Genomic DNA, 17,623 nt, shown 5'->3' with positions numbered 1-17,623 from the left:
CGAACTTGCTGAATTTGGCACCTGAGTCCATCAGTTGTGGTGCCAACTTCTTTGAGTTAGGGGGGCACTCCCTGTTGGCAGTAAAGTTACTGTCGCTCATAGAAGTGCAATTTGAAAAAACTTGTGACTTATCATCTTTGTTTGAAAATACGACAGTTCAAACCCAAGCGTCTTTACTCAACGCTCTGGAGCAAGGGTTAAAAAATAATCCACTGTTGCAAACAGTTACTGCTGGTACTACTGCTCCACAAGCCGGTGTGATTTTTATCCCTGGTGTTGCTAGTACGAGTAGAGATTTTGTAGACATTGTTGAGTATTTAGCTCAGGGTGTAACTAACACGGAAATTGGTATTTTCAGACACAAAGGTCAGATTGCCGGGGAGTCATACTTTAAGACAATAGATGAAAACGTCGCTGCATTTTCTAAATGCATAGCCAACAGGCCCTATACACGGATCACTTTAGTTGGCCATTCATATGGAGGTGCATTAGCGCTGAGTCTAGCAGAGTCTCTAAAGGCCAAAGGCTATCAAATCGACTTAGTGATGTTAGATACTTATTTTGAGCAGAGGACTAGGCTTGCTTCAAGTAAAGACTTCACACTGAGAAGTAAATGCTCAGATGAGTTGACATTACCAGGTCATTTGCACGATTTATATAATCATCAAGTACATCTCTTTGAAGAGTTTAAACCTCAAAGAAGGACGTTATATCCAGTAACCGTTGTTTTCGCCTGTGATAGTCCCATTGAGCGAGGTGATTACGTTGAGTATTTGCATGAGCAGCTTTCAGATAGGCAAATTAGGACGACCTCTGTTGAAGGGGAACACTTTTCAATGTTAAGAGGCAAAAGTGCCAAATTGGTTTCTGAAATAATTGTCAGAACTACAAACAATATAGAATAGACGCAATAAAACCTGAGCATGAAAAATAACTCCACTTTGGATAGCGAGCGCTCTTTTAATTAAGGTCAGGTTATTGCTGATATTAAATTATGCTATTTAGTTATAGGATCAATAATGAAGAAGAAAATTACTAGTTTAAAGAAACTTTTTCCTTCATCTATGTGTGACGTGGATGAAATACTTTGGACTGGAAAATCAGAGTTGGAAAAGATCTGTTCAATAAAAGAGTTGCATGAGACTCATATCGTTCTTGAAACTGATGGCAGTATTCCTGAGATGGGTGTCAGAGGCATTGTATGGCTGCCATTTTTTAGGATTTTTCCTGCAGTGATCAGTGAGGTATCTGGCAGTACATTTACGGCAAGGTTTGAGGATCTCGACTCTGTAATGAAAAGAGATTTAGATTACTTTATAGATGCTAGAAAAACGAAAGTTAAGAGGAATCGACCAAAGCTTTTTATTAGAGCTTTACTGAGAACAGTTTATTTATTGGAACAGAGGCTTTCTGGGATTGAGCATCGAACATTTCCGCTACAGCAGTTTCCTTGGTCTTTAGAGTTTGAAAAGCAATATAGCTCAATTCATAACGAAGTAATGAAATTATTCAACAATGTGGGAGTTGAGAATATACCATTAGGTCCTGATCAAGTTCCAAAGTTTCATGCAGTTAATATTGCCCAGCAAGGAAAGGTTGATGCAAATGCAAAAAAAGTTTTTCCAATAACCAGCCAGTTAGTAGAAAACGTACCATCTCTAGCCAATGCGCAACTAAGCATCCTCGCCCCAGGTGCTGATCTGCGTATGCATAAAGCCGCTAGTCGTTGTTTCCTGAGAATGCATTTGGGCATAATCATTCCAAAAGGAGATGTTTGCTTGGAACTGGAAGGGGAAAAGCTTAAATGGAAGGAAGGTAAGGTTATGATATTTGACGATTTTTACCATCATCGAGCTTGGAACAAAACAGAACACACACGGGTTATATTGATGGTCGACTTATTCAGACCTATGCCTAAATGGCAAGAGCTTTTCTTTCGATTTGTTCAGAAAAAAATAATCCAACCTTTGCAAAGAATACCCAATACCTGGATGAGTTGGGAAAATTAAACCAGCGCAATTAGCAACATAAAATTATAAATTGCTTCTTGTAATAATTATTAACAATAAAAAGGTGATTACCTCATGAAAGTAAAGCACATATTACTGACTCGATTTTCTTATAGACAAAACCCTGATGACATTAAAAAACAAACAGCAGATGTATTTGTGCGTCATGATGACGTTTTGAGCCCTCATTTGCTAGACAATCGCTTTGCATTATTTGAAACAGCATGTTTACCGAATGTACTGGCACAGACAAATCAGGACTTTGAATGGGTAATAATAATAGACCCTGACTTACCAGAAAAGTACCTTACCAGATTGAAAGCTCTTATTTCAGTGAGGGCTGACAGAACCCACCTTCACGTATTTCGTCGAGATGAGTTAGGTGGTTTAGATTGGTTAGAACAGCATATTCCAAGTGATACTGACTACGTTTTGACAACCAATGTAGATGACGATGACATTATAAGTATTGACTATATGGAAAGGTTGCAATCTCATGTGAAAGCTTTAGGTGATAAAGCTCCGTCTATTAAGTTTCTAGGTATTAAGTCTACTTATCAGTGGAACATTTTCTCTTCTAATAAGTACCCATTCGGCACCTATTCGCCTTGGCATAGAGCTAATATTTTCAAATCTACGGGTTATTCAATGCTATGTAAATTGTCTAGCCGCCGAATGACAGTTTATTCACTGCATCATGCTTCTGGGGATGTCTGGTTTGCTCAAGGGAACGAGAAAAGTATGGATGAAGCTGCGAGAGCCATTCGAGAAGTTCCACCAGAGCAGGATAATTATGTTAACTTTGCATTTGTATCTAATTTTCAGAAACGGATAGAAAAAACGCTGGATGGCAAAGGTGATGACTGGAAGACTGCGCCGCATTCCGAACTGATGCATGATTTCTCCAAAGAGGGGGCTATGGCGATACACCTCAACCACTTTGTAAATGACCAAGCCACTCGGTTGTTTGAATATAAACAATGCACAAAGCCTGTGGTTAAAAATCAATTTTTTCCTAATAAAGTCAATATCAATTGGGTATCTTTTGAGGAACACAAAGGGCTATTCGAACTTTCATCTGCGCTATATAGCAAGCTGCTAGCAGAAATTAAATCACATAGTAAAAAGTTAAATATTGGCTGGTTGGGTCGCCAATGTATGTCGATAGCGATGACAATTAAATTGCGATGGTGGTTCTTAAGGCATTGATACAAAATCGCCAAGTGGCTAAATGTGACAGGCGCTCCGTATTGACAGAGATCTATTTGATAGTCTAGAAATTAGCGGATATTCAGCTGAGTAAATTACCAATTTTATTATTAAATCAATCTAATGGTATATATTTATTAGGAGTAGAGAAATTGGATAGGTTAGAACAAGTAATTCCAAAAGATATCATTAAGGGTTTGATATCGTCGACCCTTGAAGGGCTTAAAAGTGGAGACCACTTTTACGATCAATTTCATTATGTCAATCGTAAATTCATTGACCAAAACTTGGACGTTTTCTCATCAATAGTAGCTGATGCGATTGAGAAGGATCATCCGGGCGTGACAGCAAGTGATCTCGCTTATGTCAATGATTTTGTAGCACCTGTCAATTTAGATAATGCTCAGATCCATACAAGGCATAAAACGAACAAATATGAGTGGCATGTGGACGGAATCGACAGAAGTATTGGGCCCTGCTACAACCTGTGGATCCCACTGTATAGAAAAAGTGCATTGGCGAATCTTGATGATAGGTCACTGTTTGATGTTTTAGAGCGAAATAATGTCCCGGAGTTGTACCAACCAAATGGAGACCCTGTGGCGGTTCAGCTGTATGATGGCCAGCGAGAGGACGAGAAAATGCTGGCTGTGGCTCAGCAGTTCATCGGCGTATCCAAAGACGAAATGAGTCGCTCAGTATTTTACCACTGCAAGTCGGGGAAAATGAAAATCATATCTAAGAATAAACTTAACAAAACTTCAGTAATTAGGCCTATCATAGGTGATGCGTATATATTTAACTCAAGCCAAATCCACTCTAGTGGCCCATCAGACTTTGAAAGGATTGGCATTTCTATTAAGTTCATCGTGAAAAACCCAAAGCATGGATTCCGAAAAGTTATGAATGAGAATCGTGCCCAGTCGCTCCCGTTGACAAGTTGGGGATCATTATTCGTGGGCTGTTACGATCAATTTGAAGACTTCACAAGTTTTAAAAATTACATAGACTTTTGCATTATGGATGAGAAAGTAATGACAGCTAGAAATCAAAGTAAAGTAGACTCCGTGAAGACTGTATTAGAAGAAATTATGTTAGAAGTATAATAAAGGCTTTGATTGTTTCAGAAGCTGGTTATCAGCTTACTAAGTGAAAATATGCAAAATGAGTATCACTGATTGGCGTAAGTAGGTCCGTGTATTGTGGGTTGGGTTTAGTTCGCAATACCTCTACCTAGCTTTTAAGCGAGAAACGCTCACGCCCATTTTAGGTGGGCCTAATAACAGCACTTGACCCTGTGGAGTGAGCTATAGCTGGATCAAAATAAATTGCGATAGTCCAAGTGCTTAGTAAACAGCTCTTCTATAGAGCAGCGAAGCTTTCGTCTGATTGACTTAGATTGTGCCCACTTCTTTTCAATAGGATTCAGGTCAGGGCTATATGGAGGTAAAAACTCCGCTATACAGCCGCTACCTTTTATTGCTTGCAACATATCATTGCGCTTATGAAAAGTGGCATTATCCATCACAATGACCGCTCCTTTTTTCACTTTGGGTAATAAGTCTTGTGTTAGCCCCCTATGGCAGGATAGTTGTCACTCTTAAAATTTAACCAATTGGGGCGGTCAGGTATAAGGTTAGAGTTTTATGCACTTTTCAGAAGTTCAATCTTCCTTAGTACTTAATGTAAATTGAGAGCCATTGCCCACTCAAGCTTACCACCATGTCATTACTCTATGTAGCACTCTGAGTACCGCACAGTCGACCTTAATTGCATTACACTCATAACATTCATCGGTCACGACCGGGGTTCTAGTGTGCGAGCTGGCACACACGGCTTCCATTTTGTCTAAAATAATCTTCATATATTGATAGAATTGCTGCTTACGTAATTGTTTTGGTTTATGCCGGAGTTAACAATGATAAAGCTCATCAGTGCTTTTTCTCACAATTAGTGAAATGACCAGTAAAGTTGTCAGATAGGATTATTACTAATTGTAAGATCTCATAAAAAGAGCGCATATGTTATGTGTATGCGCTCATAATAAGCGACAAATGCACTGTTGTATAGTTGCAATGCGCAACTTACCCTACATTACCCTGGTGCAAGAATTTTTATGGCTTTTTCTGACAGCCCTGGTCGCCAATTCCAAAATCTGTTTGCAATATCTGTTGGAGAATTTAGAAATTCTGCTTCCAGACCTCTTGCAGCCATTAGAAACGGTTTCAGCTCTTTCAAGCCGATTTCGTCATCCTTTTCGACAAGGATATTGACAATTTCAGCTAATGTTGTCGCTGCTGAGTACCGCCTCATCAACACGTTGGCCGGCAGTTCATCAATTGAGCTGGTAACTGCCAGAGTGTAGTTATCGAGATTTTTGATATCATGAAGCCAAAAATTAGGCCAGTAAAGCGTATCCCCTTCCTCAAGAACTGCTTCATATACAGGTATATCTTTGAGTTCTGGGTATTTTTCAAGATCTGGGTTTCGTACATCCAAAGAAGAGTAGTTAGGCCTACCTTCTGCACCAAACATTGAGTTCAACCTTAATAGGTGCGCATGCTCTGGTGCTACGAGTAGACAGTGTTTACGCCCTTTGATTTGCATAAGTGATTTGGCCTCACCGGCGAAGTCATAATGCATAGGAGTTGAGTTACTCTCTGAACCAAGAATGATTTGTGCATTGATAAGCTCTGAAAGGTGTAAAAAGGATGGAGGCTGAAAGTCATGACTGAGAATACTGATTTCCTCATTGAACTTTTCGTCATACTTATCATTAGTCCAAATGTTACCGCTTTCAGAAACGTTGAACCAGTACCAATTCGAGCCTGCTTCCTTGTTTCTAAATTTGTGTGAAAAATCCCTAAAGGGCATTTTACGTGGTTGCGAATGTGCGTGTTTGTTTGAGTTTTCGCTATATTCACTAACCGTGATTACGGCATCCCCAATTTTTTCTTCTAGGTATTCCAATGTCCATTTTTCACAGGCTGGACTAGTGCGAGCACTTCCTTTTGCTATAACGGGTTTATTGAAGCGGTATTTTTCTATAAAATCATGTCGACTTAATTCGACACGCTCTATGGGTTGGATATTTAACGTATGCCATGGTTCCATTCGGTCCCCCTATCTTTTAGTTGCTTAAGGTTGCTATTAATAAAATTGCTTAAATTATCTTATTGAAATTAGGGTATAACGAACCTACCCATTATCTGCCCTTTACTTCATCACCCTGTAAAGGTGAAATACGTAGCTTTTTTGTTGTAATATGTTCAATCTCAGCTTAAAACTATTCATAGTGAATAATGCACAGGGCTAAGTATCACGACATAACACTATTTCAATAATGAACCTGTGAATTACAGGGTGCTAGGCATAATGAGTATCACTTTTTAGCCAACCGCTCATGAACAGAACTCGAGCATCGAGTTAATTTGGACGGCAAACAGACAGAGGCTATCGACCATATATACCTAGTCAAGTGGCTGATATTTTTTTGATTGTACACTTGAATATACTCCCACCGGATAGCAAAGGCAAGTCTGAAAAGTGATTAACTTCACTCATTTACAGAGTTAGTAACCTCTCTTCTCAGGCCGTAAAATAGGCGTTTATTAGGCGTAAGCGATGCCTCTTCAGTCTTCATGCTGTACATGGGGATCCGTACCTTTGTGCTTCTATAATAAGAGAAATAAAACATCTTTGTTATGTCTTTTAACAATCAAAAGAATAAAACAATTTAAAGCGTGCCAACGGGAAGGCATTATTTGTTCTTAGGTCGATTCGGTATTTAAACCTTCTCATGCGTGAGATATTTCCAGCCTACCCTGGCGTAACATCTGAATAATAGGTGTTAGTATTGATAGAAAATGACTGAGCCAGTTTCTCAAGCTAGAAATAATCTTAGACGCTGTATGTACTATATGACACTGAGGCTAAGATTATTTGAGGGAGCCAACTAATTGAAATGATTCAGATAAGGAGCTCTAATCTTTCACCTACTTGAAGTTGATTGTTTAATAAATTCTCAATTATGTTCTATAGCAGTAAAGACTCCAGAGACTTACAGTTGAGCTGGTACCTCATTTTTAGTGCTCATAGCTACCTCTCTCGAGGTTTTCAAAAAGTAAGCTAATGCATTATCCATTTCACTCAATTCTGCTTGCGGCACATCTTTTAGATGGAGGTATAATGAGTTTGCAAACACAATTAGTGGTTGAAAATCTCTTTGAATGGTTTTGTAGTTTTCATAGGGCTTTTCAGCAAATTCTTCGACGAGTTCGGGCCAATTCACAGGATAAATGGTATCTAAACCCTGTAACATCTTATATGAATTCAACAGAGGTGAACCTATGCTGGTTAGCGTGCGAATCACTTTTACTCCATTCACGCCCCAAGCTTTTATCCCCAGCATTTCACTATACTCAGCTAAAGGTACTAAGTTTGAAGTTACTATGTGGTTGAGGCCAGACCAAACAGTCATAAATGGTGTTTGTTTTTTTGAACCAAAAACTCCGTTTACACAGTGATCATTGTTTTCCATCATGAAAAAGCCATCATGCGTCTCTAGATAATCAAAAAGAGGGTCCAGAGAGCCCATTACTAGCGTGTCTGCATCTAGCCATAGGCCGCCATACTCACAAATCACAGCAACCCGAATGTAGTCTGACTGCTGAACGGGATTGAGAGAAGAAAAGTTTTCTGGGACTTCGATATAGTCAGTGATGTTGGTTTCATTTAATAAGTGTAGAGTGTAATTACCCTCAGCATGAAGTACCATAAGTTCTTCAAGTTCTTTAATTAATGTGTACTTCGGCCCACTCCAATAAGTAAATACGTTTTTCTGTTTCATATTAAAACTCAGTTTTAAAATATTAAAGGTTTTAATTAATTTTCATATCAAATTTACATTTGACGAGTTGGTTTTCAGTGGTTCAACTCACTAGGTTGGAAAATAGCTCGTTTATAAACTGCATATCAAATCCATTCTTGCGAAGTTCAAAGCGGTCGGCTTAATTATAATTTTCTTGACCGAATTAGACCGTAACCTATATCATTTTAGAATGCAACTTTTGTGGAACTGGGCAATCAATGAATCTAAAGCTCTGATCCCATTGTGTTAATTCTAGCAATACTATATGGTTTTCGCCTAGGTTACTCTTTGCTTTTGCGTCAATATACATGCGTCATTCCATTATTTTTGCGGTCAGATGAATAGTGAAGGGGCATTGCTGCACGGCATTTACACCGAGTACTCCCATATTTTTGTATGCAGTAAAGGTTATTGCATGACCTTGAGGCCGGTAATATTTTAAAAACGCTGGCTTGAGTAACTTTTACGCCATGTCTTTATGGTGGTGTTTGTCTCGGGACCATACACATAAAGAGTTAAATTGATCTGAATTTGATTACAACTTTAAAATGGGCAGGGTGTCCGCTATCGGTCACTTCGATCCCAATATCGGTCTAAGCACCTACTTAAGTGCTCAGTAAAGATACTAAGCACTAGTTATTTTTCAATATAAACTTATCTTTTTAAGTTATTGATAAATAATGTTTAATTGTCTTTTTTTGATATTTAAAACATAGAGAAATAACATTGGCACACTTTTCGCTGAAAGAGTGCTAAATAAATGATTACCTTTAATAAGTAAAAATAGGAACGACAGGATGAACCACGGTATTTATCTGCTCAAACAGGCTTGGGAAGGTCTGCGAGAAAGTAAAGGCTTTCTGGTCGCGATAGTGACCACGTTAGGGATAACGTTAGGGGCCTTGTTATGCATTCTCACCTTAGCTTATGTAGTTATATTAAAGCCTTTGCCTTACCCAGAGCAGCAAAAGCTTTTTATGGTTGAATCTGTTGTGGTTGACAAGAATCGAGGGAAACTGGCAAATGCCTATGAATACCCAAGTCTCATTAGGCTATTTGATAATCAAACAGTGTTTTCAGATACCGCGCTGGTGAGCTTTGAAAGTGGTATTGTGGGTTCATTGCCTTCTCAGCCAAGTGTAACCAATGCTTTTGTAACACCTGGTTGGTTTAGCCTTTTAGGGGTTAACAGTATGACAATGGGCCGTGTCTTTGAAGATACCGAAAAGAAAGACAGTTACAATGCAGCAGCTATATTAAGTTATGAGCTATGGCAAAGGGAGTTTAATGGCGACAGTGATATTCTTGGACAAGCGATTACAGTCGACAACACAGACTACAGAGTGGTTGGTGTACTAGGCAAAGACTTTATCGAGCCAGGCATAAGAGGTGTGGGCGAAAAAACTGATGTATTTCTTTCTTGGGATTACAATAGAGAAAATCAATCTGATATGAGAGAGAGCTTTGGCTCTTTTGCGCGTAACTTACGCTTTATGGGTAAGCTTGACAGTGATTTAAGCATCTCTCAAGTTGAGCAAACATTGACTGGTCCTTTTAACAGCCATTGGCAAGAAAACGTAACGGAAATTTCTGGGTTAAAAGACTGGTCAGTAAAAATCGAACTCAAACAACTGAAAGATGTCGTGTTAGGCGACAGCAAACAAACAATTACTTTATTGCTTGCAGGTGTGGTGTCTTTAGTACTCATTGCAATAGCAAATATTGCGAATCTATTTATGTCTCGCACTGTTGAACAGCAACGAGAGTTGGCAATTAAAGCGGCTGTAGGTGCCAGCAAAAGACAAATATTTCAATCACTGTTAACTCAGTCAGGATTGGTCGTTGGCGTTTCTGTCATTGTGGGTGTGGTGATCGCAAGCTTGGGATTCTGGTTGCTTCAACAGTACCTGGCACAAAGCTTACCTCGTGTTGATGAGCTGTCGATCAATGCTTTTACTCTTTGTAGCGCATTTTTGGTAATTGTGATGCTCGGGGGACTATTTGCTCGAATAAGCTCTGGGATGATCAATTACAGTGCATTAAACATGACGTTGCAATCGAGTGGTAAAGGTACGGGGATCCAAGTTTCACAAACCGTTAGACAATTACTTATTATCTCTCAAGTAAGTCTAGTTATCTTGCTCGTATTCATTAGCATGGTTTTGCTCAAAGACTCATTAAAAGTAATTAATCAGCCACTTGGCTTTAGTACGGAAAGTGTTTCTACGTTGACAGTAAAAGTAAACTCTGCAAATAGCTTGTCTGAAGAGGAAAGAAAGTCCCTTATGATGGAGCTGAAAAAGGAGCTACTAGCATTGCCGCAAGTAGAAGACGTTTCTCAAAGTGTATTACCTCTGAGGGGGTCTAGACGTATAACAGTGGGTACCGATGAAGAAGAATTGTCATTGGTTGAGACCAAGTATATTGATGATAACTATTTTCAACTTATTGACCAGCCCCTCATTGAGGGAGATTACTTTAGCGAAGCTGATTTCCAAGATGAAAACAAAGTCATAATTATTAACGATGTTTATGCAAATCAACTGCGTGCGAATGGCAGTGCGCAAGGGAGTGTCATTGGAACAAAGCTATTTACAGTTGTTGAGTGGCGCACAGTTATTGGTGTTGTGAAATCAGCAAAAATGTCGACAGACAGTGATGTGCCTGTACGCGCGTATATTCCATCTGAAGAATCAACACCTCAATTTTTGATCAAGCTAAAACCTCAGCAATCTTTATCCCGAGAAGTGATAGCCAACACACTGCAAAATGTGAACCGCCAATTTTTTGTATCTGTGTTAGAGCCTCTTAATGCACAGCGAGACAGAATGCTTTTCTCTCAATACATTACGGCAATCACGAGTGCGGTGTTAGCTGCATTAACATTCTTTTTAGCCGCCATTGGGTTGCACGGTATTCTCAGTTATACAATTCAAATGCGCCGCTTTGAATTAGGAACTCGCCTAGCTATCGGGGCCAAGCGAGGTGATATTGTGTCTTTAATTATTAAAGACAATGCCATATCTGTCATTATTGGTTTTGTGATCAGTGTGATTGCGATGCTTGGGTTGTATTTAGGCTTCTCAGATGCATTAACAGAGTATGTTAACTCGCAGCTGTTTTTGGTGTTCTTTGGCACAATTTTACTGATCAGTATCATGGTATTGTTCGCCTGCTATTGGCCATTGAGATCTATTATTAATAATAGGCCGTTCCGCTCCCTTAGAGGTAATTAATGAAGTCTGTCAGGTTAGTGGATATTCATTGCTGATATTTGGATAAAAAATACAAGGTTGATATTTGATGGATGTAGTTAAAAAGAAATCTCAAAACAAGCTGCTGTTAGGCAAGTACCAGATAGGCATCGCAGCATTTCTGTTGGTGATCACATTATTTGTGTGGGCAATGCAAACTGCTAACTCTGTCTCGCTGTCAAGAAAGGATATTTTGGTTGAGCAAGTTGTTTATGGTGATTTGGATGTGACGACGGAAGGTTATGGGATTTTGAGTTCAAATAAACAGCAGCTTTTAACCGCGTTGACTCAAGCAACTGTAAAAGAAGTTGTATTAAAACCAGGAGCTTATGTGACAGAGGGCAGTGTGATTGTGCGTCTGGATAACCCTGAGTTGCTTCAAGAACTGAATAATGCTGAGCAAGGACTCGTTCAGATCAAAGCAAATCTACGCCAACTAAAGCTGAATAACCAACGAGAGCTGCTGAATGAGTCGGCTAACTTGGCTGAAATGAGTGCGCAATATGAAGCGGCGACACTGGATCGCCAAGCCGAAGAAAAGCTTATCGAAACGGGTATTGTGTCGCAACTGACATTTCAACAATCCGTATTAGACGAACGTCAACTGGGGAAGCGCATTGATATATTAGAGCAGCGTATTGAACAGTTAAAATTAGTTCACCAAGAATCGGTTAATATACTGCAAGAGCAAGTGAAACAGCAGCAAGGTCAGGTCAACAACGCTCAATCTCGGCTGGCTGCGCTTGAAATAAAAGCCGGTTTCACTGGCGTGCTACAAGAGTTGCATGTTGAACTGGGACAAAGCTTGTCTCCTGGGCAAGAGATTGCTTTAGTGGGGAGTGTTACAGACTTGATCGCATTAATCAGAGTTCCTCAAAGCCAAGTGCAGCAAGTTGCCATTGGTCAAGTGGCGACTGTTAATACGCGTCAAGACCAAATCGTCGGACACGTAACGCGTATAGATCCGATTGTACAAGACAACACTGTAGAAGTTGAAATTGCATTACCGAGTGAACTTCCTGTCAGTGCAAGGCCGCAACTCAATGTCAATGCAATGATCACCGCAGATACGTTACAACAAATTCACTATATTAAACGCCCTGCAAATGCCAGAGCACACAGTGAGATTGACCTGTATCGTTTAGACGATCACAGTTCTACAGCACAGTTACAAACGCTCAAGCTTGGCAAATTGGCTGGACGATATATTGAGGTAGTTTCAGGCGCAGCCGTGAATGATGTATTTATTATTTCTGATCTATCTAACTTAAAAAATACTGTGCCTGAAGTAACGATTACACAATAAAGAAATTACAAATTCATAGCAGGATCGAAAAAATGAAAAACGTTAAAATTGAAATGAAGAATATCTCAAAAGTTTTTGAAACAGATGAGATGGAAACGTACGCTTTAAAAGATGTAAGTTTAAAGATTTACGAAGGTGACTATGTTTCTATATCAGGCCCGTCTGGCTGCGGAAAGTCAACACTACTATCATTACTTGGTTTATTGGATATGCCAACCAGCGGCGAGTATAAGGTAGAGGGTATTAATGTAGAAAGCTTGTCACTTGATGAAGCCGCTGAAGTGAGAAATAGTAAAATTGGCTTTATCTTCCAATCGTTTAACTTGATAGATCAAATCTCAGTGTTCGATAATGTGGCACTACCTTTACGTTATCGAAAAGAAAAATTGAGCCAAAATGAAATCGAACAGCGTGTTAATAAGTGTTTAGAAATGGTCAGTATGACTCATCGTAGCCAGCATAAGCCCAATCAACTTTCAGGTGGTCAGCAGCAGAGAATCGCTATTGCCAGAGCACTTGTGGCTGAGCCAGCCATACTCCTAGTTGATGAAGCAACTGGTAACCTTGATTCAAATACCGGTGATCAAATTATGGATATGCTGGATAAGTTAAATCAAAACGGTACTACTATTTGTATGGTAACGCATGAAGCGTGTTATGCGGACAGAGCGACGACACGATTGCAATTGTTAGATGGTGAAATTCTAACTGTTCCAGACAAGAAACCGATCAGCTCAGCTTCAAGCTCTGAAGAAAGCGCAGCTGTGGGCTAGGTAAAAGCGCCATTGATTGCTAGGGGTAACTCATAATGCCTAGCGAGCAATAGTCTGGTCTGGATTCAGGTACGAATATCGCGATTTTATTACTCAATGCTGCTATGTGTACGCTGCTGAATTAGTCCCAGACAAGCTCCTGGCTTGTTGATTTGAAAGACAGTTAATATTCTGGTTTTTAACTGACCGAGGTCTCGATCACTGTGGCAAAGTTGAGTATCCTGACTGTCAACTTTACCTCGCAATTAACGATATTGACCATAGAAAAAATTGAATCGATATCATCTCAATGATATGTACCAATGAGTGCGCTTATTACAATAATAAGCGCACTCTGTGGCATGGCTCCATTAGTCATATTGTTTGATGGAGAATCGTTTCGGGATGAGAAGAGTTTAGCTCAAACCTAAAGCTAGCAGTCACCGCTATAAAGACGGGTGGCGGTCATATCAGTTTCATATGAGGCCTCAAAATGAGAGGGCTATATAGTATTATTCTCAGCTAATGTTCTGCAGCTCTGACTGAAAATGCTTTAGTACTTGTCGCGTTCAATGTAAATACCTTCAGTTACATCTGCACGTCCCAAGCCATAGCCTTTTTCAAATGCCCACAGGATCAGCTGAATATTTTCAATGTCATTAACCTGTTTATCTTTCATTGACTAGCTCCTTGTTATTGTTTTTTATTATTATGGTGATTTGTTTACCACGTTGAATAGTAAGTTTTCATCAATAAGTTGTTTTAAATAAATTTATTGCCTTCTTTTCTAACAGGCGTGTTGTCTGTTTATTGTGAATTGCTCAACTCTCCCTTCTATGGAAATTAGAATCAATATTGAGCTATTTGTTTTATGTTGGTTTCAGTGGCAGCGATATTGTTATGGTGACCCCTTTTTCTTCATTGTTAGCCAGGTCAATGCTCCCTTGATGTTGTTCGATAATATTACGGCAAAAGCTTAACCCTATGCCTTGACCATCTTGTTTAGTGGTAAATAAAGGTACAAATAGGTTGCCAATATTGGCAAAACCATGACCATTGTCTACAACTCTAATAATGGTTTTATCCCCCTTTTTGACAAACTCAACTGAGACTTGATTCGCATTGGCTTCATGGGCGTTTTTAATTATGTTAATGAGTACCTGTTCCAATAAAGATTGATCTGCCCAGATCCACTTTGTTACCACAATGGGAGTAATATCGACCTCTGGGAAAAGCCTCAATAATCTATCAGCCATGAGCTGCGCTGACATACTCTGATAATGTAAATTTATTTGCTTTGACAGTGAGGCATATCGATTAATAAAGTCTTGAAGGTGCAAGCAGCGATCTGAAATTAACGCGAGCGCTTCTGAGTCACGTTCTGAACTAGCTCGTTCAGCTAAGTTCTCAGCTATGGAGCACACCGGCGTTAATGAATTTCTAATTTCATGCCCAATAACGCTGATTATCTGCTTCCATGCATCAGTTTGACTATTCCTGATTGCAGCTTCTATATTTGTGAATACCAAGAGTTTATGTGCGACATTCGCATCAATAAATGTACTTTGACTTATTTGCCACTGCTGGTTATTCTGCTCTAACTGCCAGCCTCCACTTCCCTCTATCAGCCCAAGTCGCTTTGGTGAGGCATATCTATATCTTTGCCAGGATTTATCTTTATAAAGATAACCAAATGCGCCGTTGGCATAAGTTAATTGATTTTTGTGGTCAAAAACGAGTACTGGAGTATCCAATTGATCAATCAGTCGGTAAACCAAAAAGGCATGTTGATCATAGCGTTGTTTTTTCTTTGCTAAGTCCTCGCTAAACTCTCTTAATTGTTGATGGAATTTTCCTACAACGCCGAGGGGAAAGCGCGGTTTCGCATATTGTTTATAATCTTCTAGTCTAAGTGCATCAATGTGCAGTAATGAGCGGTTAAAGCTGGATGTTACTTGTGCACGAAATCGGGCTATTGATACAAAAGAAAGTAGCGCCACCACTGTCGTTGAGAGCAGGACCATACCGTTTGACAGGTTGAGTTCTAAGAGCAGTAAAGATAAGACACTCAAAAACAGTAAGGTAGCCAATGACAACCAAAAAGTGATATACCCTTCAAGTGTTTTATTTTTGAATATCACCATATTTTTCCAAACGTCTATATAAGGAGGACTTTGTTAATCCCAGTAGTTTAGCTGCTTGAGACATGTTATTAGATGCTTTGATCAAAGCCTGTTTTATGAGTCTTTTCTCAGCCTGTTCCAGTGTCATCATTGGCAGTTCTTTGTCAGCGTTCAGCGCTTGAATAGGTAGATCATGTGCAGCTAAATCCTGACCCTTAGCCAATAGTACTGCCCTTTCCATAAGGTGGCTCAATTCACGAATGTTACCAGGCCAATGATAAGAGGCGAGCTTTTCTTTGGCTTGTGTATTAAGTGTGATCTCTGCTTTATGGTACTTATTGGTAAATATGCCAATAAAGTGTTCGGCCAAAGGAATAATATCTTGGTGGCGTTCCCGTAATGAGGGCACTCTAAACTCAAGGGTATTAAGTCGATAGAATAAGTCTTCTCTAAATTTTTCTTCAGCTATGAGTTTGGGTAAATTACCATTTGTTGCACAAATAACGCGTGTATTCATTTGCAGTGTTTGGCTCGAGCCGAGTACTTCAAATTTGCCCGACTCTAACACTCGTAACAATTTCACTTGTTGGGAAAGTGGGGTATTCGCTATTTCGTCTAGAAATAATGTTCCCCCATTTGCCAGCTCGAAACGTCCAATACGGCTACTTTTAGCGTCGGTGAAAGCGCCTTTTTTATGGCCAAACATTTCACTCTCAAATAGGTTTTCTGCAATGCCTCCCATGTTTACAGAAATAAAAGGACCTGATTGATTCAGAGATAAAGCGTGTATATTTTCTGCAAGCATGCTCTTGCCTGTACCATTTTCCCCAGTTAGCAGAATATTTACATCAGCTTTGGCAACGTGACTGACTTGCTCGAGTAACTCTAACATACAAGGTGAACGCCATTCGTACCCTGGTTTGATTTCCAACTCTAAACGCTGCTGCAATTTTTGATTTTGGACTTGCAAATCAGACATCGCAAGTTGTTGCTTAATTATTTGTAGTAAACGCTGATTTTTCCAAGGTTTTTCAATAAACTCAGCTGCCCCGAGTTGCATCGCTTTTACGGCAAGCGATACATTCGCCCACGCGGTCATCGCGACTACGGGAATATTGAACTCGGAGTCAGACAACCAGGTTAGAAACGCAATGCCTTCTTCCCCTGAGGTGATATCCAATGAATAATTCATATCCAACAAAATAATATCAATACTTTGTTGTTTAATAACGTTTTTTGCTTGTTCTGGACTATTTGCTTCAATGGGGACATAACCATTATCTTCTAACACAAAGCTTGTGCTCAAATAAATGTCATGGCGGTCATCAACAATCAAAATACGGGGGTTACTCATAATGGCCTTTAATAGTAGCAAGTTGTAGGAACAATACTTCCTTTATCGAAGAAATCTACGCAACAGTCTCGATCCCCTATCTGATCAAATCACTGAAATAAAAGCAAAGACCTCGATATTAATTGTGAAAATTTTGACATTCGATATAAATAAAATGATACACGCCTAGCAAAGAGCGTCAAGGTGATTGTCCTGTTCAAACTGACAGGTATTGAAAACTGTAGTGGTTCAATAAATTCGGACACTATTTTAGTGTTTACACGCTAAATGGTTACAGTTCATTGCTTGTCTTTTTCTTGATTCTTTATAAATTTAAAACCAACTAGACAAAATACACCAGCCAAAAACCAAATTCCTCCGGCCACAATTGCAAAACTGGTGGTTTTTTCAGGGAAAACTATGGCTAGCGGCAGTGTAATTGCTCCCCTTACTAAACATAACGTTGAAATAGTAAAGATGGCGGGGCGAAGCATGGGTAATGGTTTGATCCACTTGAGGACGGAAAGTGCGTAGGCGGCAGTGGTTAGAAATAATGCAGAGATAAAAACGGTTGCAGTAGGCGCATACCAAGTGCCTGCGATGGCGGAGTCGATAATATCTGCTGGGGCAAGTTGCGCACGATAGCAACTAGCACCCAAATAAATACACGAAAGATGTGCAACTGCGGTAAAGATTGCAATACCCGCAAATGTTGAAAGGAAAATACTACCTATTATCCGTTTAGTCTGGTATTGCATTGATTTCCT

General features: G+C 39.6%; 14 protein-coding genes. 7 read left to right on the top strand and 7 right to left on the bottom strand.

Features of this window, described 5'->3' with window-relative positions:
- The 4 genes from A587_RS0115065 to A587_RS24120 all read left to right on the top strand — a co-directional run.
- Positions 1 to 905: thioesterase domain-containing protein (locus tag A587_RS0115065; RefSeq protein ID WP_026001007.1), on the top strand; the 905-nt coding region annotated here is incomplete at its 5' end.
- Positions 906 to 1,019: 114 nt separating this feature from the next.
- Positions 1,020 to 2,009 carry an aspartyl/asparaginyl beta-hydroxylase domain-containing protein gene (locus tag A587_RS24530; protein WP_017218259.1) on the top strand — a complete coding sequence of 330 codons (990 nt, stop codon included), beginning with the start codon at positions 1,020 to 1,022 and terminating at the stop codon, positions 2,007 to 2,009.
- Positions 2,010 to 2,084: 75 nt separating this feature from the next.
- The gene (locus A587_RS24525; RefSeq protein WP_017218258.1) at positions 2,085 to 3,218 is read left to right on the top strand and encodes a glycosyltransferase; all 1,134 of its coding nucleotides are present in this window, start codon (positions 2,085 to 2,087) and stop codon (positions 3,216 to 3,218) included.
- Between the two features lie 152 nt (positions 3,219 to 3,370).
- The gene (locus A587_RS24120) at positions 3,371 to 4,324 is read left to right on the top strand and encodes a hypothetical protein (protein WP_017218257.1); all 954 of its coding nucleotides are present in this window, start codon (positions 3,371 to 3,373) and stop codon (positions 4,322 to 4,324) included.
- Positions 4,325 to 4,536: 212 nt separating this feature from the next.
- On the opposite strand, the gene A587_RS24115 is transcribed toward A587_RS24120, so the two are convergent.
- From A587_RS24115 to A587_RS0115035, 3 genes are all read right to left on the bottom strand, one after another.
- On the bottom strand, positions 4,537 to 4,767 hold the full coding sequence (locus A587_RS24115) for a transposase (RefSeq protein ID WP_269744838.1): 231 nt from the start codon (positions 4,765 to 4,767) through the stop codon (positions 4,537 to 4,539).
- A 545-nt stretch (positions 4,768 to 5,312) separates the two neighbouring features.
- On the bottom strand, positions 5,313 to 6,332 hold the full coding sequence (locus tag A587_RS0115040) for a cupin-like domain-containing protein (RefSeq protein ID WP_017218255.1): 1,020 nt from the start codon (positions 6,330 to 6,332) through the stop codon (positions 5,313 to 5,315).
- Positions 6,333 to 7,278: 946 nt separating this feature from the next.
- Positions 7,279 to 8,103 (bottom strand): capsular polysaccharide synthesis protein, encoded by an 825-nt coding sequence (locus A587_RS0115035; protein WP_332306259.1) that lies wholly within the window; start codon positions 8,101 to 8,103, stop codon positions 7,279 to 7,281.
- Between the two features lie 782 nt (positions 8,104 to 8,885).
- Here A587_RS0115035 and A587_RS0115025 point away from each other — a divergent pair.
- The 3 genes from A587_RS0115025 to A587_RS0115015 all read left to right on the top strand — a co-directional run bounded on the left by A587_RS0115025 (position 8,886) and on the right by A587_RS0115015 (position 13,421).
- Positions 8,886 to 11,324, top strand: coding sequence for an ABC transporter permease (locus A587_RS0115025; protein ID WP_017218252.1), 2,439 nt, complete (start codon positions 8,886 to 8,888; stop codon positions 11,322 to 11,324).
- A 67-nt stretch (positions 11,325 to 11,391) separates the two neighbouring features.
- Complete coding sequence (locus tag A587_RS0115020) at positions 11,392 to 12,648, top strand: HlyD family secretion protein (protein ID WP_017218251.1); 1,257 nt, start codon at positions 11,392 to 11,394, stop codon at positions 12,646 to 12,648.
- 32 nt (positions 12,649 to 12,680) lie between these two features.
- Positions 12,681 to 13,421 (top strand): ABC transporter ATP-binding protein, encoded by a 741-nt coding sequence (locus tag A587_RS0115015; protein WP_017218250.1) that lies wholly within the window; start codon positions 12,681 to 12,683, stop codon positions 13,419 to 13,421.
- A gap of 532 nt (positions 13,422 to 13,953) precedes the next feature.
- Here A587_RS0115015 and A587_RS25375 read toward each other — a convergent pair.
- From A587_RS25375 to A587_RS0114995, 4 genes are all read right to left on the bottom strand, one after another.
- A complete protein-coding gene (locus A587_RS25375; protein ID WP_017218249.1) occupies positions 13,954 to 14,079 on the bottom strand; it encodes a hypothetical protein in 126 nt (41 codons plus the stop codon).
- 190 nt (positions 14,080 to 14,269) lie between these two features.
- Complete coding sequence (locus tag A587_RS0115005) at positions 14,270 to 15,544, bottom strand: sensor histidine kinase (protein ID WP_017218248.1); 1,275 nt, start codon at positions 15,542 to 15,544, stop codon at positions 14,270 to 14,272.
- Complete coding sequence (locus tag A587_RS0115000; protein ID WP_026001006.1) at positions 15,525 to 16,877, bottom strand: sigma-54-dependent transcriptional regulator; 1,353 nt, start codon at positions 16,875 to 16,877, stop codon at positions 15,525 to 15,527. The genes A587_RS0115005 and A587_RS0115000 overlap by 20 nt, the downstream gene beginning before the upstream one ends.
- 278 nt (positions 16,878 to 17,155) lie before the next feature.
- Positions 17,156 to 17,614, bottom strand: coding sequence for a hypothetical protein (locus A587_RS0114995; protein WP_017218246.1), 459 nt, complete (start codon positions 17,612 to 17,614; stop codon positions 17,156 to 17,158).
- Between the last annotated feature and the right edge of the window lie 9 nt (positions 17,615 to 17,623).

This window comes from Pseudoalteromonas sp. NJ631, assembly GCF_000276645.1.
In the GTDB taxonomy this organism is placed as follows: Bacteria; Pseudomonadota; Gammaproteobacteria; order Enterobacterales; family Alteromonadaceae; genus Pseudoalteromonas; species Pseudoalteromonas piscicida.
The sequence above is the reverse complement of the archived record's forward strand: the minus strand, read 5'-3'. Positions and strand labels throughout refer to the sequence as shown.

Coding starts and splice junctions, on each gene's coding strand:
- A587_RS24530 (WP_017218259.1), top strand. CDS start 1,020: ATGAAGAAGAAAATTACTAGTTTAAAGAAACTTTTTCCTTCATCTATG.
- A587_RS24525 (WP_017218258.1), top strand. CDS start 2,085: ATGAAAGTAAAGCACATATTACTGACTCGATTTTCTTATAGACAAAAC.
- A587_RS0115040 (WP_017218255.1), bottom strand. CDS start 6,332: ATGGAACCATGGCATACGTTAAATATCCAACCCATAGAGCGTGTCGAA.
- A587_RS0115025 (WP_017218252.1), top strand. CDS start 8,886: ATGAACCACGGTATTTATCTGCTCAAACAGGCTTGGGAAGGTCTGCGA.
- A587_RS0115020 (WP_017218251.1), top strand. CDS start 11,392: ATGGATGTAGTTAAAAAGAAATCTCAAAACAAGCTGCTGTTAGGCAAG.
- A587_RS0115015 (WP_017218250.1), top strand. CDS start 12,681: ATGAAAAACGTTAAAATTGAAATGAAGAATATCTCAAAAGTTTTTGAA.
- A587_RS25375 (WP_017218249.1), bottom strand. CDS start 14,079: ATGAAAGATAAACAGGTTAATGACATTGAAAATATTCAGCTGATCCTG.
- A587_RS0115005 (WP_017218248.1), bottom strand. CDS start 15,544: ATGGTGATATTCAAAAATAAAACACTTGAAGGGTATATCACTTTTTGG.
- A587_RS0115000 (WP_026001006.1), bottom strand. CDS start 16,877: ATGAGTAACCCCCGTATTTTGATTGTTGATGACCGCCATGACATTTAT.
- A587_RS0114995 (WP_017218246.1), bottom strand. CDS start 17,614: ATGCAATACCAGACTAAACGGATAATAGGTAGTATTTTCCTTTCAACA.